The 20,281-nt window shown below is 51.8% G+C and carries 14 protein-coding genes and 1 riboswitch; of the genes, 10 read left to right on the forward strand and 4 right to left on the reverse strand.

Annotated features, from left to right (window positions below):
* Positions 1 to 27 precede the first annotated feature (27 nt).
* Together ACG2F4_RS07580 and ACG2F4_RS07585 are read left to right on the forward strand one after the other, a co-directional pair.
* Positions 28 to 1,881: a TrkH family potassium uptake protein gene (locus tag ACG2F4_RS07580; RefSeq protein ID WP_395259617.1), complete on the forward strand. Its 1,854-nt coding sequence runs from the start codon at positions 28 to 30 to the stop codon at positions 1,879 to 1,881.
* Between the two features lie 24 nt (positions 1,882 to 1,905).
* On the forward strand, positions 1,906 to 2,607 hold the full coding sequence (locus ACG2F4_RS07585; RefSeq protein ID WP_395259618.1) for a potassium channel family protein: 702 nt from the start codon (positions 1,906 to 1,908) through the stop codon (positions 2,605 to 2,607).
* A gap of 231 nt (positions 2,608 to 2,838) precedes the next feature.
* Here ACG2F4_RS07585 and ACG2F4_RS07590 read toward each other — a convergent pair whose 3' ends face one another.
* Entirely contained in the window at positions 2,839 to 5,073 is a 2,235-nt protein-coding gene (locus tag ACG2F4_RS07590; RefSeq protein WP_395259619.1) for an amino acid permease, read from the reverse strand.
* Positions 5,074 to 5,308: 235 nt separating this feature from the next.
* Between ACG2F4_RS07590 and ACG2F4_RS07595 the strand changes: the two genes are divergently transcribed.
* From ACG2F4_RS07595 to ACG2F4_RS07610, 4 genes are all read left to right on the forward strand, one after another.
* Entirely contained in the window at positions 5,309 to 6,544 is a 1,236-nt protein-coding gene (locus tag ACG2F4_RS07595; protein WP_395259620.1) for a M48 family metallopeptidase, read from the forward strand.
* A 665-nt stretch (positions 6,545 to 7,209) separates the two neighbouring features.
* A complete protein-coding gene (locus ACG2F4_RS07600; protein WP_395259621.1) occupies positions 7,210 to 8,157 on the forward strand; it encodes a sugar phosphate isomerase/epimerase family protein in 948 nt (315 codons plus the stop codon).
* Between the two features lie 61 nt (positions 8,158 to 8,218).
* Positions 8,219 to 9,250: a polysaccharide deacetylase family protein gene (locus ACG2F4_RS07605; RefSeq protein ID WP_395259622.1), complete on the forward strand. Its 1,032-nt coding sequence runs from the start codon at positions 8,219 to 8,221 to the stop codon at positions 9,248 to 9,250.
* A 9-nt stretch (positions 9,251 to 9,259) separates the two neighbouring features.
* Positions 9,260 to 10,003, forward strand: a complete 744-nt coding sequence (locus ACG2F4_RS07610; RefSeq protein WP_395259623.1) for a copper homeostasis protein CutC — start codon at positions 9,260 to 9,262, stop codon at positions 10,001 to 10,003.
* 138 nt (positions 10,004 to 10,141) lie between these two features.
* On the opposite strand, the gene ACG2F4_RS07615 is transcribed toward ACG2F4_RS07610, so the two are convergent.
* Positions 10,142 to 10,318 (reverse strand): FG-GAP repeat protein, encoded by a 177-nt coding sequence (locus tag ACG2F4_RS07615; RefSeq protein ID WP_395259624.1) that lies wholly within the window; start codon positions 10,316 to 10,318, stop codon positions 10,142 to 10,144.
* 173 nt (positions 10,319 to 10,491) lie between these two features.
* Between ACG2F4_RS07615 and msrA the strand changes: the two genes are divergently transcribed.
* From msrA to ACG2F4_RS07630, 3 genes are all read left to right on the forward strand, one after another.
* A complete protein-coding gene (gene msrA, locus ACG2F4_RS07620) occupies positions 10,492 to 11,043 on the forward strand; it encodes a peptide-methionine (S)-S-oxide reductase MsrA (protein ID WP_395259625.1) in 552 nt (183 codons plus the stop codon).
* A gap of 468 nt (positions 11,044 to 11,511) precedes the next feature.
* A complete protein-coding gene (locus ACG2F4_RS07625; protein ID WP_395259626.1) occupies positions 11,512 to 12,060 on the forward strand; it encodes a DUF2911 domain-containing protein in 549 nt (182 codons plus the stop codon).
* A 75-nt stretch (positions 12,061 to 12,135) separates the two neighbouring features.
* Positions 12,136 to 13,077 carry a DMT family transporter gene (locus ACG2F4_RS07630; protein WP_395259697.1) on the forward strand — a complete coding sequence of 314 codons (942 nt, stop codon included), beginning with the start codon at positions 12,136 to 12,138 and terminating at the stop codon, positions 13,075 to 13,077.
* A gap of 51 nt (positions 13,078 to 13,128) precedes the next feature.
* On the opposite strand, the gene ACG2F4_RS07635 is transcribed toward ACG2F4_RS07630, so the two are convergent.
* Entirely contained in the window at positions 13,129 to 15,531 is a 2,403-nt protein-coding gene (locus tag ACG2F4_RS07635; protein ID WP_395259627.1) for a TonB-dependent receptor, read from the reverse strand.
* Positions 15,532 to 15,672: 141 nt separating this feature from the next.
* Positions 15,673 to 15,768: riboswitch (TPP riboswitch) on the reverse strand.
* A 275-nt stretch (positions 15,769 to 16,043) separates the two neighbouring features.
* Here ACG2F4_RS07635 and ACG2F4_RS07640 point away from each other — a divergent pair.
* Entirely contained in the window at positions 16,044 to 17,333 is a 1,290-nt protein-coding gene (locus tag ACG2F4_RS07640; protein WP_395259628.1) for a M28 family peptidase, read from the forward strand.
* A gap of 354 nt (positions 17,334 to 17,687) precedes the next feature.
* On the opposite strand, the gene ACG2F4_RS07645 is transcribed toward ACG2F4_RS07640, so the two are convergent.
* Positions 17,688 to 20,213, reverse strand: a complete 2,526-nt coding sequence (locus ACG2F4_RS07645; protein ID WP_395259629.1) for a M14 family metallopeptidase — start codon at positions 20,211 to 20,213, stop codon at positions 17,688 to 17,690.
* Positions 20,214 to 20,281 lie beyond the last annotated feature (68 nt).

Here is a 20,281-nt window from a genome sequence, read left to right on the forward strand (position 1 = left end):
CTGGTAATAAGTTTTTAGATTCGGTGCATGAAATTTCCTTACGACTGGAAACAAAAGTGGGTCAGACTGCTTCGCCGGTGGCGGAGCTTTAAAAAAGAGGCCAACCTAACCCTCCACTATCTGCAGGACGACATCTATGAAATCGACAAGGTGGCGCATCCGTACCTGCGGGCCTTTACCGTACTGCTTAGCCTGCTGGTGGTGGCCAGCATCCTTATCCCCATCGGTTTTGAGCTGACGCCCGAACTTACTCACCTGAACCGCCAGATCGAGGGATGGATCCTGTTTGGGTTCGTTGCCAGCTTTATACTCCGGCTGATATTGACCAGTGATCGCAAAACCTATCTCAAGAGACGCTGGTTCGAGGCGGTCGTTTCCCTGTTTTCGATCTTTTTATTAATTGATATTGGAATTTCGTCGATCGGCATTATAGACTATCTATCCGGCGACGCGCCCAACCCGGAAGGGGTGTTCCTGCAGTTTCTGAAAGGCTACCTGCTGTTTGTAGTTGTGGTAAAATTTCTGCAGTACCTGCCCGAACTACTGGATCAACAAGAGAATACCGGCCGCTTTTTAGTCTATAGTTTCCTGTCGCTCATTGTTGGCGGCACGTTTCTGCTGATGCTGCCCGGCGCCACCCAGGATGGCCAGGGACTTGTTTTTATTGATGCGCTGTTTACTTCCACCAGTGCCGTGTGTGTAACCGGGCTCATTGTGGTGGATACGGCCACGCACTTCACGCTGTTTGGGGAACTGGTGATTCTTGCCTTAATCCAGCTGGGCGGAATCGGCATTGTCACATTTGCCACCTTCCTGTTTTTGTTCATCAGCGGCGGGCTGGGCGTGGGCCAGATGAATACCCTGAAAGATGTAGTCGGAGAAAGCAATACCAGCTTGGTAACCGCTACGCTAAAGCGAGTGGTGGGTTTTACATTTCTGGTTGAGGCGATCGGTGCTGTTGGTTACTACCTTAGCTGGGAGGTGAGTTTTCCCAGTCAGGGACAAAAAATTCTGTTTTCTGTGTTTCATGCAATATCGGCTTTTTGCAATGCGGGATTTTCGCTGTTTACCAACAGCCTGGCTGACCCATTGAATGCCACCAGCCTGGGGATTAATATTACCACCATGATCCTCATTGTTTTAGGAGGTTTGGGCTTTACCGTCATTTGGGAGATGATCAGAACCCAAACCGATCGCTCGCGGTGGCGAAGGCGCCTGTCGATCCATACGCGGACGGTCCTTGTTTCCACAGCCGTGCTTATTGCGGCCGGCACCGTGTTGATTTTAGCAATGGAATGGAACGGGACGCTGGCCGGATTTTCCTGGGGAAACAAGATTATGGCGTCCCTGTTTCAAAGTATTACCACACGTACGGCGGGCTTTAACACCATTGATACCGGGGCTATCGGCATATCCGCGACCCTGGTGATGCTCACACTCATGTTTATTGGGGGATCGCCGGCCTCCACCGCCGGGGGAATAAAAACCACGACATTTGCAGTCGTCATGCGATCTATTGTGATGACCGTGCGCGGATATAACAAGATGGAGCTGTTTAAGCGAACGGTGCCCAACCAGGTAATCTTTCGGGCTATGACCGTCATCTTATTAGCCGCATCCTGCATCAGTATCAGTACCATTTTATTGTCGCTGGTAGAAGATCATGCGTTTATGGATCTGTTTTTTGAAGAAGTGTCGGCTTTTGCCACGGTGGGATTGTCGCGAGGTATTACCGGTGATTTAACATCGTGGGGCAAGTTCATTATTGTCGTCTCCATGTTTTTAGGCCGGGTGGGCATCCTCACCTTTATGGCCGCCTTTGCCAGCAAGGTGGATACGAACAAGTACAAATATCCCGAAGAAGATATTATGGTATCCTAAGATTAATGATTAACGTTATCCATTATGAAACGACGAAGTGACCTGCATTTTGCAATTATCGGCATCGGAGCTTTTGGAAGCGCCCTGGCTAAAAAACTTTCCGAGGAGGGGGCCTATGTTATCGCCATTGACAACAACATGGAGCATATCAACCAGGTGAAGGAGTATGTCTCTGATGCGATCTGTTTTGATGCAACTGATCCCGAGCTTCTGGAAAGCCACGGCATTACCAATGTGGATGTAGCGGTCATATCCATTGGCGAAACCTTTGAGCCGGTGGCCCTTATTGCCATGCACCTGCTTAACGCCGGGGTTAAAGAGGTATATGGGCGGGCAGGCAGCCGCATCCAGGAACAGATACTGGAACAAATTGGCATTACCGATATTATTCATCCCGAGCGGCAGGTAGCGGAGCGCATGGGAACTTCATTAGTGCGGCGGGGGATGTCGGATGTATTTGATATTGGCGAAGGACTGGCGATGTTTGAGGTAGAAGCTCCCGCGTCCATGGTTGGATACAGCCTGGAAGAGCTCGAAATTCGCAAGCGATATGAGCTCAATTTAATTACGATAAAACGCCTGGTACCGGTGGATAGCGAAATCGGTCCCGAAAAGCAATATAAACCGATCGGCATACTGTCGGGGAAAACAACGATCAAGGAAGGTGACCATTTTTTGCTGGTGGGGCGTAAAGAAGATGTTGATAAGCTGCTTGAGACGAATTAACTCGGCGTCCGACTTGGGAAATTACAACAAAAAACTTGCTTTCTTTAGCCAAAGGTTCAATCTCCCTGAATCCCTCTTCTCTTGATGAAGCTGCCCATTTCTACCAACGAATACCTCCCTGGAGAGGAGCCTGTCCCGAACACTTTCGGGAAGATCAGAAGGATTGACCCCGAATTAGATATTTAAGCAAGTTGGCAGCTGGTAAACGCGTTATGGCGAATAAAACCAATCCTACCTCGAAAGCCGCTCGATAATACCTTCCGTCACAGAACGGGGTTTGTATTCCCGGTTCCGCGTTATAATAACGGTGCCATCGGAGTGCTCGCCGATCTCTTCCGGAATGGAGCCAAACAGGGCTTGCCGGATCGCCGTACTCCTTGTTGCACCGATACATACGGTATCATAGTCTTTGGTAGCTCCCAGCAACGCTTCTCGAACATTATCGGATATCATAACTTCTGAATGATACTGCCCGGAGTCTATACCGGCTTCATGGGCTACGGAACGGATACGGCCTTCTCCCTCTGATTTGGGATCTGCCTGCTCATCAGAACCTGGTTGTTGTACCGTTAATAAGGTAAGGGAAGCTCCGGCGGTATGGGAGGCCAAATCGTATCCCCGTTTTACCGCCAATATGGTGTTTGGTCCGGTGCCCACCAGGACGACGATATCTTTCACCGGCTGACTGCCGGCCTTGACAAGCGTTATCTCGCAGGTGGCTTCGTCCACAATATGGTCGATATTGGAGCCCAGGATATGTTGGTACCGCTTGCGCTTGCCACTCCAGCCGAGCACAAGATGCTGCGCCCGTTCCTCTTTAAGGACGTTTAAGACCGTTGAACTGATGCTGTGGGCCACAATAGCACGCGTGCGAAGACCCAGCCCCCCCTGCTGGGCCGTCTTGCGAGCACTGTTCAACAGGTCCTGCTGGCGGCGAATCCGTTCATCTTCATACTCTATGCTCTGCTCGAGAGAGGTCTGCTGCGGAACCTGGAGAACGCTGACAGCCACGATCTCCGCTTCGCCGTAGTTGGCGCCGATGGCTCCCCCAACATTGATAAGATGCTGCTCGGTCTGGGGATTGGCCACGGGGATAACAATGCGATACCGTTCATTGGGAGCCGGGGTTTGACTTCGGGCGGCAATAGCATCGCCAACGAGGCTGGGCTTGAGTGCACGGCTGGCGGCATAGCCGAAATACCACAGAACACCCACTATGATAATACCTCCGCCGATGGCAAGAACAAGCGGACGCATTTGAGCTACGATCACCAGACATGAAAACGACCCAAGCAGGGGAATAATCGGGTATGCCCAAGACGACAATTTAAAGTCAGGATTGTAATCCTCGGGCTCGGCACGTCGCATGACGATGACCGCCACATGGACAAGTGCATAGGTGATGAGATATAAAAAGCTGGCTACATCTGCCAGCGTTTCAATACCAACTCCAACACCGATAAGCAGGAGAATAACCACTCCTGTGATCAGAATGGCCCGGAAGGGAGTGCGAAATTTACTGTGAATTTTGTTGAGCCAGCTGGTGAGAATTTTATCGCGCCCCATCGCAAAGTTGACACGCGCAGCAGACAGAATGGAGGCATTGGCACTGGATACCGTGGCAAGAAGAGCCCCCACTACCATCATTAACGCACCAATCGTGCCCAGGTATTCGCTTGCCACATCGGCCACCGGAATATTAGAGGCGGCCAGATCGACCACCGGCAGCACTCCCGTGGAAACCAGCATCACCAACACGTAGAATATCATGGGCGTCAGCACCGAGGCGATCATCGACAGGGGCAGGTTGCGACCGGGATCTTTGATCTCTTCCGCACTGGTTGCGATAACTTCAAACCCAATAAACGAAACATAGACGGTGGCCGCCGTGGAGGCCACGGCTCCCCATCCATTGGGATTGAACGGGCGAAATACGGACCAGTCGATATTAAATACTCCAAAAGCCAAAAATACAATGATAAACCCAATCAGCAGAACGACAATCAGGTTCTGCAGCACCCCGGCTTCTTTAACGCCCCGATAGTTTACGCCAATAAGCAGAAAGGCCATGACCAGCGCAGACCAGGCCACGGGAATATTGCCCCAGAAAAAAGTTAAATACTGTCCAAATCCCAGCATGTAAAAAGCCGTGGCGAACATGAGCCCCGCCCACATGCTCCAGCCTACAATAGAGCCGAAAAAACTGCCCATCGCTCGGTTCACGTAGTAGTAGCTGCCCCCCGCCTTGGGCATACCGGTAGCCAGTTCAGAAAGGGAGAGCGCCGTAAGTAGCGACACGACCCCGCCGATGGCAAATGAAATCATGCCTGCCGGCCCCGCGTTGTTGGCAACAATACCGGGGAGCACGAAAATGCCGGCGCCGATCATCGTGCCAACTCCAATAGTGTAGGCTTCGAGAAACCCCAGGTCGCGGGCCAGTTCCTGATCACTTGAATGGTCAGTCATCTAACGTTTTTTTGTTTAAAATGCAGCGAAATATGGCTCAATCTACGCAGCGGGACCCATCCCGAATGATACGAACACGTAAACTGACCGCTTAAGTTCATTGCAGGATGATACTAAATAAGTTCTTGTTCATAAAAAATGATTTTGTGGAAAAGGATTTTGCAAAAGCCTCTTTTACTAATTAATTCATTTAGTTTACCTTGAGTCAAAAATTAAACAGCAACAACCATCCCGCATGAACATTTTCGGTATAATCATCCTTGCCACGCTGCTGGCAGATTACCTGCTGAACCTGGTCGCAGATTATTACAATTTACAAGCCCTGAAGCCGGAACTGCCGGAGGAGTTTGAGGGCGTATACGATGAGGAGACCTACCGGCGCTCCCAGGAATATACGCGCGTAAACACCAAATTCGGATTCGTAAGCTCAGCCTTTAGCCTGGTGTTAATACTGGTGTTTTGGTTTGCGGGCGGATTCAACTGGCTCGACCAAATTGTTCGCGGCTGGGAACTCGGCGCCATCTGGACCGGCCTGACCTATATCGGCATACTGATTCTGGCCAAAAGCATCCTGTCGCTGCCGTTTTCCATCTATTCCACGTTTGTAATTGAGGAAAAATTCGGGTTCAACAAAACAACTCCCAAAACCTTTGTGCTGGATATGCTGAAAGGCCTGGGCCTGGGCATCGTGCTGGGCGGACCGCTGCTGGCCGGCATCCTGGCCTTTTTCACCTACTTCGAAACCTACGGCTGGCTCTACGCCTGGGGCGCCGTCACCGCCTTTACCCTCTTCGTACAGTTCATCGCCCCCACCTGGATCATGCCCCTTTTCAATGATTTTGAGCCGCTGGAGGATGGTGAGCTCCGCCAGAAAATTGAGAATATGGCCGCCAGCGTCAATTTCCCGCTGCAGGGTATTTTTGTGATGGACGGCTCGAAGCGATCCTCCAAGTCGAACGCCTTTTTTACCGGATTTGGCAAAAACAAGCGGATCGCCCTGTACGACACGCTCATCGAAAAACACACCGACGACGAGCTGGTGGCCGTGCTGGCACACGAGGTGGGCCACTACAAGAAAAAACATATCATCCAGAATATGGCAATCAGCATCCTCCAGACCGGCATAATGTTTTTCCTGCTTTCGGTTTTCCTTAATGCAGGGGGGCTCTACGAGGCTTTTTACATGGAGCAGCCTTCGGTCTATACCGGCCTCATCTTTTTCGGGATGCTCTATGCGCCCATTGACATGATTCTCTCCATATTCATGCAGGTCATCTCCCGCAAGCACGAGTTCCAGGCCGACCGCTTCGCCGCTGAAACCACCCGCCAGCCTGAAACGATGGTGCAGGCCCTCAAAAAGCTCTCCAAAGACAACCTCTCCAACCTGACGCCGCACCCGTTTTATGTGTTTCTGAATTACTCGCACCCGCCGGTGCTTGAGCGGATTAAGGCGATCCGGGGTCAACGGTAACTGAACACGTTTAGCGTGTTTTACAATGTGACCTGCCATCGTTACTCAACGGATCATTCACCCTAAGTCCCTCTTCCCCAATAGGGACTTAGGGTGGGTCCCATCAAGATTCATAATCCACAATACAGGACAAAGAGTTCCTCTTTAAAGAAGGAAAGCCAGAAGAATTAACTTAATCAACTAACCAATATTTTAATCCAGTCACTGCACACATCTTATCCTGAATAACTACCGTTTCCACGCTAACGGTGCACACGCGCTTAAACAGTTTGTGAAAAGTGTTGCGGATGGAGGTTTCTTTACGTGATCCGCCGTAACGAATAACTTTTTCACCTTCTTTGAGGTACTACTCGACCAGGTAGTTGGACATAGCGGTATGTTGTTCTCAATTTGATGCTGCTGCATAAATACTAAAGAAATGGCTTTTTTGAAAAAGGAAAGTGACACAAGAGGCGGAACGAGGATTTCGAATGCATGAAAATGCAGAAGTCCTGCAAAACAACGGTTATCAAAATAGTTCTTTCATTTGGTATTCCTTCAGGATCCGTCCATCTCAGCCCCCCACTTTGATCCTTCCTCAGAAGTGCTATTTTTATATGGAATTCAGATCTCCCTCCCGACCAGGAGCGGGGCCAGGTAATGTTAATCACAAACGCACGGTATTTATGAAACGACGAAATTTTCTGGGATTAGGGGCAGCGGGACTGCTGGGAGCGGCGCTGCCGAAACAGTCTGAGGCCAGCGGCCAACAGTCAAAACCTGACGATCACCGGTACCAGGATGGGAAAAGTCCATGGCCAATCTGCCTGGATACCGCCACTATCCGACCGGCATCCCTGAGGGAAAAAGTGGAAATCGCCGACAAAGCCGGGTTCGATGCCATTGAGCCGTGGGACGGCGAGCTGGAGGAGTTTGAAGAAGAGGGCGGCGACCTGAAGGCCCTGGGGCAGGAAATCAAGGATCGCGGCCTGTTTGTACCGAGCGTCATCGGCCTCTGGAACGCGCTGCCGCCCACCCGGGATGAGTGGGAAAATTCTTTAAAGGATACACGGCGGCGCATGCGGATGGCTTCCGATATCGGGTCCGAGCACGTCCAGACCATCCCCAATACGGTGGGGGAGAACTACGATCTCCGCTGGGTGGCCGAACGCTATCACGACATTATCGAGATCGGCCTCAACGATTATGGCATAAAGCCGGCCATCGTGTTTGTGAAGTTTTTCCCGCTGAAGACGCTCGGTGAGGCGGCCGCCGTGGCGATGAACGCGGATCACCCGCAGGCGCTTGTTATCCCCGATACGTTCCACATGTATATCAGCCAGGGCGGATTCAACGGCTTGTCGCTGCTGGACGGCAACTCAATCGCCATCTTCCAGTTTGCCGATGCCCCCGAATCGCCGGCCCCGGACCAGATGGAGGACCGGCATCGCGTATTCCCCGGCGACGGCATCCTGCCCCTTCCCGATATCCTGAAGGATCTGAAAGCAACTGGGTATAAAGGATGCATTTCGCTGGAACTTTATAACCCGGATTACTGGGAGCGCGACCTGCAGGAAGTAGCCGATACCGGTCTCCAAAAAACGCTCGGCGTTATCGAAAAAGCCGGCGTTTAATGCCAGGGAGTAGCAATCATCACTGATACAACGTAAAACTCCAACATCCTTCTAAAAACGCATGGAAATATATCTGACGCATACCTCCCTGGCTGTTGTGCTGATATCAATGTCAATCATTTCTGCCAAAAGCAGTACCGCTGAAGCACAGGACCAAACCTACGCCGAAAAGCTGGGATTCCCGGAAAACGCGACCGTACTCATCATGCATATCGATGATGTGGGGATGTCGCACGACTCCAACCGGGGCGCGATCCATGCCATGGAGAAGGGCGTTGCCAACTCCCTCAGCATTATGATGCCCTGCGCATGGGTACCGGAGTTTGCCCGATACTACAAGCAACATCCCGATATCGATGCCGGCCTGCACCTCACGCTCACCTCCGAATGGGACAACTACCGGTGGGGACCGGTCAGCGGGGCCACCTGCAATCCGAGCCTGGCAGACCGCCAAGGGGCTTTTTATCCCTCGGTGGAGGAGGTCGTACAACATGCCGAACCGGACGAGGTAGAGGACGAGATCCGGGCCCAGATCGAGCTTGCACGGAATATGGGATTTAGTCCAACCCATCTGGATTCCCACATGGGAACACTCTTTGCCACAGCAGACCTGATGCAAATTTATATAAATCTGGGAATTGAATACCAGATTCCCGTTATGTTTCCCGCGGGGCATAGTACGCTAATCCGGCAGCAGCGCCAGCTTACTTCTGATCAACATCAGCAGATGCAGGAAGCCGGGCGAAAACTCTGGGCGGCCGGGCTCCCCGTGCTCGATGACCTCCACAATTTCAGTTACGGGTGGGAGATTCCCCGGGAAGTGGCCGATTCAGACAAAAAGCTACAGGCCTACTGGACACAAAAATATATCGATTCCTTTGAGCACCTGGAACCGGGCGTAACCATGATGATCATGCACTGTACCGATCCCTCGGAAACGTTTGCCCAAATATCCGATTCGGGCACTCTCCGCAAGGCCGATATGCTGGCGATGACCAGTACACGGCTAAAAAACTATATCGAAAAGGAGGGAATTATCCTGACTACCTGGAAGGAGTTGAAACGGCGACGTGACAGCCTGCAAAAGAAATAAAAAAACAGCATGCCTGTACAGATCGAAATTTGTATCAACGCCGACCGGGAAGAATCGGTCCGCCGCTCCGTTTCTGCGGCCTTCCAGGGGGGAGCGGGCCGCATCGAGCTGTGTGGCGCGATGCATCACGACGGACTCACTCCACAAAAAAAGCTGATCGATGTTGCACGAAAAACGTTCCGCGAACGGCCGGGACTGCTGGTGATGATCCGTCCCCGAAAGGGAGATTTTTTCTACACTCCACAAACTGTCACCGAGATGATTGCCCAGATTGAAGGAGCGGCCCGACAGGGTGCAGATGGAGTGGTATTTGGCGCCTTACATCATACGGACCATACGATCAACCGTTCTGCCACTCTGCGCCTGGCGGAGGCGGCTAAAAAATACGACCTGGCAACCACGTTCCACCGCGCGTTTGATGCCACCCCGAACCCCTCTGAGTCTCTGGAGCAGCTTATAGAGATGGGGATCGATCGCGTGCTCACGTCAGGAAATCCCTGGGGCGAACCCGGCTCAGCACTTACGGGCCTCCCGAAGCTTGCCTCAATGCTGGAGCAGGCCCGGAATCGAATTGAACTGGTGGTCGGCGGCGGCGTCTCACCGGGAAACGCCGGCACCCTTTGCCGGTCGCTTCAAACCCACGGAACCCATTTTTCCCTTCATGCCTACAGCAGTGTCCGGCAGGATGAAAGAACTTCTCAAAAAAAAGTAGAGCGTCTTGTCAAAAACGCATCATTAACATCGATCTCATAATCGTATTTTAGGCTGTATTCCCTCACCCATATTTTTTCCAAAAGTAAGGCGAAGAGAAAAAATTGTACAGAGATCCTATTATAGACCTTGAGCAGATTATTTCCGCTTCAACACAGCAGGGTGCCAATTTGCTGCCCGCTACTGCGTGTTATTTCTTAGAACGACAATCGGAAGCCGGGTATTCCAGGTGGGCTCCACGTTGAACTTGCTCATGAAGCGGCGTGAAAAATTGCCCAGCACCAGGTCCAGGTCTCCGTCGTTGTCAATATCCCCGGCATCCATCGCGATCCACCGCCCCAATTTTGTCTTAGACAAGAAATGATAAATCCGAAACCGTTGTTATTGCGTACTGTGAGGTATCAATGCAAAACAGACATGGTGTGCATCCTATGAAATACAAGAATCTATATCTCCTTCTGCTGCCAATTTTTGTAATATTGGCGTGTTCTTCGAAAGCACAAAACAACCGTTCAACCGAATCATTTGATATGAGCAATACAAATTTTGAACAAGCCACGCTTGGAGCGGGATGCTTCTGGTGTGTTGAAGCAGTGTTTGAAGAATTAAAGGGCGTCAAACACGTAGAGGCCGGTTACGCCGGTGGAGAGGAGCAAAATCCCACTTACAAGCAGGTGGCCTCGGGCAACACCGGCCATGCAGAGGTCGCTCGCATCGTTTACGACCCGGAAGTGATCTCTTTTGACCAGCTGCTTACCGTTTTTTGGCACACGCACAACCCCACCACGCTGAACAGGCAGGGACCGGATGTGGGCCCTCAATACCGGTCGGCTATTTTTTATCACAATGAAGAGCAGAAAAAAATAGCTGAACAATCGATGGAGGAGGTCGATCGCTCCGATTTATGGGAGGACCCGATCGTGACTGAAATTTCGCCCGTCAAAAACTATACGACGGCGGAAAATTATCATCAAAACTATTATGAAAACAATCCCAATGCCGGGTACTGCCAGGTCATCATAGCACCCAAGCTTAAAAAATTTCGAACGGAGTTTTCCCACATGCTCAAAGAAAACGGGTGACTGTAAATTAAACGGGATACGCCCCGCAAACGCCAGCTGGGCGGGGAATCAGACCTTTATAGATGCAAACGTTCGCATGATGGCGGTAGGCACCACTGGTACAATACGCCTCGTACATCTTCTCTTTTCTATTTTCTTTCCTTCCTTAAACCGGGTCAGGGTCAACCTGTTTCTGCTGAACATTACAGGCCGGACTCAACTGTGGACGATAGGTCCTTCAGGGTTAACTGAATTTTAAAACCTTTTAAAATCTAATGTTCTTATTCTTTCAGATATTTATTTATGTTATCAGCTTATTTTTGCCTAAAGTTCATTACTCTTTGTCTTTTATAGGAGTGCATTTTTTTTATTCCGTTGTGGAAGATCCCGCAGGTCGCTCTTTCGCAATGGTAAGAACGAATCTTATCCATTCTTGTTTATGGGATGTTACTTAATGGGAAATCAAACTTAATTTATGTCGAGATGAAAATGAAAAGCTTTTTAGTATCTGTTTCGCTGTCGTTCGCACTGATGTTTGCATTCGCTTACTCCGCTTCTGCCCAGGAACGGGCGACCAACGAGGCGAGAGTAAGTCCCAACGCCTCGGTAAGCCAAACCATTGGAACAACCCAGGTAACCATTACGTATGGGCGCCCCAGCGTAAAGGGACGCCAGGTTTTTGGCGGACTGGAACCCTACGGTAGTGTCTGGAGAACCGGGGCGAATGAGGCCACCACCATCACGTTTTCCGATGATGTCCTCATCGAGGGAGAGCCGCTGCAAGCCGGAACATACGGCCTGTTTACCGTTCCTGGTGAAGATGAATGGGTCGTCATATTCAACAATGTTCCCAACCAGTGGGGTGCATTCGATTATGACAGCAGTGAGGATGCCCTTCGCGTGAAGGTTTCCCCGGAAGAGGCTCATCACATAGAACAACTGATGTTTTACTTTGAGGATGTTACCAGTGACTCCGGCACTGCGGTAGTACACTGGAGTACGATTAAAGTGCCTTTTACGATAGAATCAGCATCCTGACGTCCTATTAAAAAAGTAGAACAAGATACCAACACCACCTCTGGTGAGGCTATATCTCATCACGGTATTCTTTTACTGTTTACGTTTCTATGGGGAGCCAACTTTATCCTGGCCGAAGTGGCGCTAAAGGAGATGGCTCCCATCTCCTTTAGCGTCTCCCGTTTTTTTATGGGCGGGGTGGCGATGCTGAGCGTTCTCTATACCCAGTGCTATTATGATGCCAAGGTAGCAGATAAACCGTTCCGTTTTTTCCCGCAGATTGAAAAAGGAGACTGGTTTCGGCTACTGCTGGTTTCTGTATTCGGGGCCACCCTGGCTCCCTGGCTCGGTATCGAGGGACTGGGCCTTACCCATGGCGCACGGGCTTCTATCTGGCTTGCCCTTGGACCCGCTATCAGCACCGGTTTCGGATACCTGTTGAGTACAGAAAACATGGGGAAATCCGGCATAGCGGGGGTTACCCTGGCGGGGCTGGGGACCGTTACCCTTGCCTACGACGGACTAATGGTGGAGGGCTACTGGCTCGGCGATCTTCTTCTCTGTATCGCCCTGATATTGACGGTGGTGGAACTTCACCTGATCAAGCCCCTGGCGCGTAAATACGGGTCCATCAGCATGGTTGCCATGCGGACGCTCATCGGGGGCAGCCTCTATCTGTTTATTGCATCTCCCTCACTGATTCAGGAGCCCTGGCTTAACCTGGGCATGTGGACCTGGATTGCCATCCTTGCCGGAGGGGCTGTGGGGGTGGGCGTAGGGCAGTGGGTCAAAGTTCGGGCCCTCCGCTCTCTTGGACCCACGCAGGTGGTAATCTACGGGAATCTCGTCCCCATCGCCGCCCTCCTCATCGCCTGGCTGTCCGTCGGTCAGAATCCCTCGCTCTTCGAAATTATCGCCTGTATTTTAATTATCGCGGGAGCTATCCTGATCCAGGTTATCGATGCACGGAGGACAAGAAGAACGAAATCGAAGGAGGACGATGAACTCTCCGTGGTTTCCAGCGCCAAGCAGGAGTAGCAAAGACTGCAGGAAACGTGAACCGGGTGTCACCATCCCCCTTTTCAAGACTCAAAACTCCATCTTAACCTGCAACATCGCATTGCGCCCTGCCTGCGGATAATAATAATTAAAGTGCTGCTCTTCTTCTCCTGCCACCCATCCGAAGGTATAACCGTTGGTCTCGTATTTTTCACTCAGCAGATTGTTAATCTGGAGCGTTAACTGTACCGCCCGGGCAAAGGGAATGTCGACAAAGCGGTATCCCAACCTGACATCATGCAAAACGTAGGGATCCAGCGACCGGCTTTTGGTCTCGGTATTGTCGAGGTACTGGCGTGACACATATTTACTGATCAGTTCCGCAGAAAACTGGTCTTCGGTAAAACCGAATACCGAATTTCCGATAACAGCCGGAGAAAATGAAAGAGCTGTATTTTCATAGGTTGCCACCTCCTGTCCGCCCAGGTAGTAGGTATAATTTTCAATCCTGTTGCGGCTGAACGTGGCATTCCCGGACCACTCAAGTCCCCGGTACAGTTTTGTGCCCACCTGCAGCTCAACACCTGCACGGTAACTTTCAGGGACATTCTGACGGATGCTGGCACCCACATCGTTGATTTCGCCTGTCAATGCAAGCTGGTTCCTGTAGTTCATATAATACAGGTTGACCGCTCCAAAAAACGTGCTGAATGAGGCGCGGTAGCCCAGCTCCCAGTCATAGAGCGTTTCATGGCTGGGGCGACTTTCCGGCGTGGAGTTGACATACTCTTCGCGCGTAGGCTCGCGGTTGGCCACACTGAACGATGCGTATACCCGCTGCCGGTCATCCACCCGGTAGACCAACCCGAGTTTGGGATTCAGGAAGCCAAGCCGGTCGCTCTGTCGCACATCAACAATCTGCTCGGATCCCCCCGAAGTCTGGGTATCCTTGCCCAGAAAATCATAGGTTATTTCACGGAACTGCAGGTCCAGGAAACCGCTCAGTGTTTCCGTAAAATAGTATTGACCTTTACCATAGATGTTGAAGTCGGTTTTAAACCCGTTGTTGTTATAATAGGTTTCCTCGATACGGCTGTCGCCGGCGTAGCGCGCCCAGATCACCTCGCCAAAATGGTCGCCGTCATACTCATTATATCCCCCGCCCAGTGTTACCGACCAGCGATCCGCAACCCGGTAATCGGTGGAAAAGACAATCCCGTAGAAGTGATTATCCAGCCACCGCCGGCGTACCAGGTCACTTTGGGTGATGGTCTGGCCGCCGATCTGAATCGGCCCGATACCGTAGGTTGCGAGGTCATCTTCGTCGCGAAACTCCTCGTAATAGCCCCGGCCGTAGGTGTAGTGAAACGAGGCGTTGGCATTCCAGCGGTCCGCCAGCTGGTATGAATAGTGGACCTGGTAGTGATCCTGCTGGTAGTTGTCGGTTTGGTCCTCGTAGGTAAACTCGTTGAACTGCCGGTTGCCCACGTTGTTGCGAAAATGTACAGCCTTTTCCCCGGCTATGCCGAGACTGGTTATATACCTTTCAAGCTGATCTGAATTCCCGTTCAACACCGGTTCCGGCACGCCATTCCACGCCTGATAGGTTTCCTCTACGCCGGAGAGCACATCGACCTTGAGCAGACTTCGCTCACCATTCCGGGAACCGCTCAGGTAGATCGATTTCAGGTCGGACGTCGCCCGGTCGATATACCCGTCCGAGATGATTTTGGAGAGGCGACCTTCAAACTGCCAGCCGTTTTCCATCAGGCCCGAACCCAGCTGTACATTTATTTTTTGAGTGTTGAATGAGCCGTAGCCGGTATTGACCTCCCCATAGGGCTCGGGGGTCATCGTCGAGGTCTGGATATTCATCGTGCCCCCGAACGCTCCCGCGCCGTGAGTTGAAGTGCCGACTCCCCGCTGGATCTGGATATTTTCCACCGACGAAGCCAGATCAGGGAGGTCAACCCAAAAAACTCCATGCGATTCCGCATCATTCAGCGGAATTCCATTAATCGTGACGTTGATACGCGTGGGATCGACGCCGCGAATACGCAGGCCGGTATACCCGATCCCCGTCCCGGCATCTGACGTGGTCGTCACCGATGGGGTGGAGCTGACCAGGTATGGGATATCCTGGCCGAGATTCCTCTTTTCGATCTCTTCGCGCTCGATATTTTCGTAGGCCATCGGTGAGGCCTCATCCACCCGCAGCGCCCGAACAAACACTTCGCTGCTCATCACCGATTCCGGAACAAGGGCAATGCGGAGATCGCCGCCTCCCCGCTCCTCAATATTAATCGATTTTGACCTGTAGCCAACAAATGAAACCGTGACTTTTTTTAATCCACCATCGACCAGGAGCAGCTTAAAACTGCCGTCCGCGGCTGTTGTGGTCCCGTTTTGGGTGCCCTCCTGGACAACATGGGCCCCTGCGAGGGGCTCGCTGGACCGGGCATCGATGACAGCCCCCGCGACAGTCTGGCTCAAGGCCGTATTCTGGTTAAAAAATTGAATAAAACACAGGAATACCGCTCCTGCTGCAAAACGTGTGATGTGAGTAAACATGAAAAAATCCTCCATCTTATTTGTTTATAAGAGGAGGAGGTAAACTTGCAAGAAGTGCTGAAGCATGGGAACTCCAGGTTTCCCTACGCCGGTGTTAACCGGTTCAGGTTCTTAGGGTATGATCTCAGCCCGCTGTTGCAAGCACCCCCAACCATTGTGAGTGTGTATTTGTATGTGCCGTAAATATAATGCTACTCGAAAATCTTTCAAAGATAAATACCAGAGGGTTTTGCAAAACCCTCACTTCTTCGTTCTGAGGGAGTTGTACTCCCGTTAAAAGCTCAATAAGGTCGACAGTACAACTCCCTCCCAACAAAATAGCAGGTTCTGCAAAGGTCTTTGCCAATCATTTTATATTGTAACAAAGTGATTTACTGTTGCAACTTTCATGCTGTATTCCCGATTTTCAGGTACTGCTTAACTCAATTGTTGCTATGAACGGTAGAACCCCGGTATTACTGGCATTCATGTTCTTTTTTATTTCATGCGGACCGGAACAGTCGTCCCCGGAAGCGCCCCAGGCACGACTTTCCGCCACCATTGAACCCGGCGATATCAGGACCCATATCCAGTTTCTTGCCAGTGATTCGCTGCGGGGCCGTGCAACAGGCACGGCCGGGGAAGCGATCGCAGCCAACTACATTGCCGATGCCTTCAATCAATTCGGGATTGCACCACTGGGCGAAGACGATACCTACTTTCAGCCTTTCACCGTGACCACAGACCATCTCCACAATCCGCCCCAGGGGGATACCTCCCGGCAGCGGGAACGGCCTCTTCTCTCCCGGAACGTAGTGGGAATCATAAACGGAAGCGAAGAACCAGATTCCTACATGATCATCGGCGCCCATTATGACCACCTCGGCACGGGAGGATACGGCTCGCTCGCCAACCGGCGACGGAACCAGATCCACAACGGAGCCGATGACAACGCCTCCGGCACGGCGGGCATTCTTGAACTGGCGCAGTACTTTTCGGTTAATTCTCCCCGAAAAAGCTTGGTCTTTGTTGCATTTTCAGGGGAAGAGATCGGCCTGCTGGGATCGCAGCATTTTGTCGACCAGCTGCCGGTACCGGCAGAGCAGGTCGAGGCGATGATCAACCTCGATATGATCGGGCGACTGCAGGATAACAAACTGCTCATTTTCGGCACCGGCTCCGCTGAGCGGTGGGAGCAACTCATAGCAGAAGCCAACACCGACTCGCTTCAGATCGAGACTTCGGCAGATGGAACGGGAGCCAGCGACCACACCAGCTTCTATAACAAGCAGATTCCCGTACTGCACTACTTCACCGGTACCCACGGCGACTACCACCGTCCCACTGACGACGCCGGGCAGATTAATTATGACGGCCAGGACAAGGTGCTGGAGCATGTGCGCCGCGTGATACAACAGCTGGACAAACCTGGCAGCGAGCTTACATTCACGGAAGTTCCGGCCAGTGAACAGCAGAAGGGGATTAGCATGAAGGGCGTGACCCTTGGCGTAACGCCGGATTACGGCTTTGACGGCACCGGCATGCGAATTACAGGGGTCAACGCCGGTGGACCAGCCGGGCGGGCCGGACTCCGGAGTGGAGATGTAATCATAAAGCTGGATGGCCAGCCCCTGAAGGATATCTATGAATATATGGAGATTCTGGGCGGGCTCGAAGAAGGGGAAACCGGTACCGTTACCGTCCAGCGTGGAGAGGAGGAGCTAACCCTCGATATCCGGTTTTAAGCGGTCGCATTTTTCCAATCATTAAGAATTTCGACGCTTTATAAATATACCATCCAGGAGTCTGTCGGACTTAGAAAATCGTTACGAAAATATGTCAGTTTGAGACAGATTTCGTGATTCTTTTGAGGGGAACAGTGGTTCTATTTGCCGAAAAAGAGCACGAAATATGGCCAAATCTGACGCTTTTGCAATAGGTTTAGCTAAGTCCGACAGACTCCCAGTACATTTAAAAAATTGCTTACTTCCCATGGTTCTTCCAAGCGTGAACACCTGATATAGCCCGTAACTTATCTCCTAAATTTAACTAACCTTTAAAGAATCGTATCACCTCTCACGTCTGGCGTTTGCCATCAGTTACTGTCCCACCATGAATACCGCATTCCCAAAGAGCAGGTTCCCGTTGTGCCAAAAAGCGCGGAACAGGGGATTATCGATCATATACACCACTCTTCCCTCCCCGATCTCCTGAACCCCGAACGTCAGCGTTTGTTCCAGTTCCTGCTCGGCCCTGTAGCCGATAAATCCACTCAGGTGGGCATCTTTTCGGGCAATCCCGACATTCCACCCATCCTGCAGGTAGCGATATGCGTCGGTATCCAGCTTAAGAGAAAAATAGGTGTCTCCGAGCCCGTACCCGAGCGGATGCGAGGCATCAATCAAAATTTTGAAGACAGATCCGCTGTTCGCTTCGCTGACCCGTTCTCTCTGCTGTTTATAAAATGAAGTGCCGTAAGCGGGATCACTGTCTTTAGATTTGCTCTCCTCTTTTGTAGTCAGGGAAAATCCCTCCCTGCCAGACAGAAAAGCGTTGGCCTGCCGCAATGCAACCAGTCTTCCCCCGCCGGCGACCCACTCCCTTATGGCTCGCAGGCGATCGTCATCAATGATGCCCGCGTAACTACCGCCTGGTAAAATGAGCAGATCATACCTTTGCAAATCTACATTGTCAAAATAGCCGGAGTCCACCAGCGTGACGGGATAATTAATCTGCCGGTCAAAAAAGTGCCATATTTCACCTACGTTGCCGGCGGAAGTACCTTTACCGGAAAGGACCGCCACCCTTGGCTTTTCTAAAAAGCGAAACGAATCAGATCCAAAATTGGGACCGGAATCCACCCAACCTGTGGAGACGGGGTACAGCGGCTGCCCGAAACCGTTTGCTGTCTGTTGAACAACCTGGTCAAATTGAGCTCCGAGCTCCGCGTTTGCATTCCGCGTAATCACCAGCGTCCCCGGATCGTACCTGGTACCGTCAATAACAAATTGACTGCCGGCAATATGGATGTCAATGCCCTTTTGGAGCAGGGCTGCCACCATCCGCATATCGCTCAACGACTTCCATTCAGCCAGGTAGGCATAGGGAGTTCCCGCACCCTCATTCTGTACCCGGGGGACCGGCGGTTGGCCGGGAACGGGATCGACACGCTCCTTCAAGGCGTACCCATCCAAACCAAAAGCGTAATGTTGTCCCCATGCGGTAATATCGTAGGTGACGGAATCGGTCAACTCCGGATTTGGCTCAAAAAAGATGCGTGCCAACACCGACTTCGGTTGGTATGCACTTACAAGGTAATCGTCCGTTGTGAGATCAAACTGCTCGTACTCCCCGGTTTGATAGTTGTTCCCGGTATAGGTCTCTTCCCGCGGTGCCATGCCGTACCGCACCCGGTGCTTTTCCAACAGGCTGAACAGCGAGCGGAGTTTGTCGGGATTATTATCACCGCTGATTACGTACGTTTTGTATTTGCCCGCCGGGTTTTCGCGCGACTGCCGGTAATAGGCGGCAAACTCGTGCACGATCTCTTTAGCATGTCGGGAGGCTATCTCAATCGTCGAAAGGCCGGTGGTGACGTGGTGCGTCAGCCGATCTCTGAGTGTCAGGGTGTCCCCTTCTGCCTGGATGATGCGGAGTCCCGCCTGGCCGGCCTGCTCGTAGGTCATCCCGATGGACCCGTTATAGGTGGGGTAGGTATCCCCGTAGCTTGGATAAAAAAGATCGAAAACCTCGCGGGTAAAGTAGAGCCAGTTGTTGGCATCAAAATAGTCTGCGTGGTTTTTCCCGATGGTGTACTGAAACTGGCGCTGCCATTCCGTTATCGCCTTGTGAAACGGTTCGGCGGCCGGGGCAAAATAGTAGGGGGCGTTGTGGTTCTGCTCGTGAAAATCCACGTGGATGTGAGGCAACCATTGCTGAAAAATTTCGTTGCGCTGGCGCGATTCTTTCTGCGTCAGCCACGCCCAGTCCCGGTTCAGATCAAAATAATAGTGGTTGGTACGTCCCCCCGGCCACGGCTCGTTGTGCTCTCGGGCATCGGCATGTGGATTTGCCTCGTCCCCCGCCGTCTCTTTGTACCAGTGGACATACCGGTCGCGTCCGTCGGGATTCAGCATCGGATCCATGATGACCATCGTATTTTTCAGCCACCGGCCGACATGGTCATTGCCGGGACGGACCAGCTCGTAGAGCGTTTTCATGGCCGCCTCGCTGCCGGAGGCCTCATTACCGTGCACGTTGTAACTCAACCAGACGATAGCGGTTGAGTCTTCCGTGGAACTCCCCTCTGCCAGGCCGGTGCGCCTCAGGTTGTTAATGCGAATTTCTTCAGATCGACCAATATTTTCTTCCGAGGAAACAATCAGGTATGTGAGTGCACGCCCTTCGTTAGATCTCCCATACTGCTGCAGCTGAACCATCGGGGAGGCCCCGGCCACCTGCCTGATGTAGTCCATCACTTTATAATGGGGAGTCCATTCCGCACCCAGTTTGTATCCCAAAAAATCTTCCGGCGACTGCAAGTCAGACTGCGCCTGCACCAATACCGGGGAAACCAGCAGAAACCCGGCCACATATAATAACAGTTTATGAATTCGCTTGATCATAGGACCACTTCTCACTTCTCACTTCTCACTTCTCACTTCTCACTTCTCACTGAATGATAGATAGTACT

Source organism: Halalkalibaculum sp. DA3122 (assembly GCF_043951865.1).
Taxonomy (GTDB): Bacteria; Bacteroidota; Rhodothermia; order Balneolales; family Balneolaceae; genus JAMQKA01.

Bases quoted from the DNA above. Each gene is read 5' to 3' on its own strand.
- ACG2F4_RS07640 (WP_395259628.1), top strand. From the start codon at position 16,044: ATGAACGGTAGAACCCCGGTATTACTGGCATTCATGTTCTTTTTTATT.
- ACG2F4_RS07595 (WP_395259620.1), top strand. From the start codon at position 5,309: ATGAACATTTTCGGTATAATCATCCTTGCCACGCTGCTGGCAGATTAC.
- ACG2F4_RS07590 (WP_395259619.1), bottom strand. From the start codon at position 5,073: ATGACTGACCATTCAAGTGATCAGGAACTGGCCCGCGACCTGGGGTTT.
- ACG2F4_RS07625 (WP_395259626.1), top strand. From the start codon at position 11,512: ATGAAAAGCTTTTTAGTATCTGTTTCGCTGTCGTTCGCACTGATGTTT.
- msrA (WP_395259625.1), top strand. From the start codon at position 10,492: ATGAGCAATACAAATTTTGAACAAGCCACGCTTGGAGCGGGATGCTTC.
- ACG2F4_RS07645 (WP_395259629.1), bottom strand. From the start codon at position 20,213: ATGATCAAGCGAATTCATAAACTGTTATTATATGTGGCCGGGTTTCTG.
- ACG2F4_RS07610 (WP_395259623.1), top strand. From the start codon at position 9,260: ATGCCTGTACAGATCGAAATTTGTATCAACGCCGACCGGGAAGAATCG.
- ACG2F4_RS07600 (WP_395259621.1), top strand. From the start codon at position 7,210: ATGAAACGACGAAATTTTCTGGGATTAGGGGCAGCGGGACTGCTGGGA.
- ACG2F4_RS07585 (WP_395259618.1), top strand. From the start codon at position 1,906: ATGAAACGACGAAGTGACCTGCATTTTGCAATTATCGGCATCGGAGCT.
- ACG2F4_RS07605 (WP_395259622.1), top strand. From the start codon at position 8,219: ATGGAAATATATCTGACGCATACCTCCCTGGCTGTTGTGCTGATATCA.
- ACG2F4_RS07580 (WP_395259617.1), top strand. From the start codon at position 28: ATGAAATTTCCTTACGACTGGAAACAAAAGTGGGTCAGACTGCTTCGC.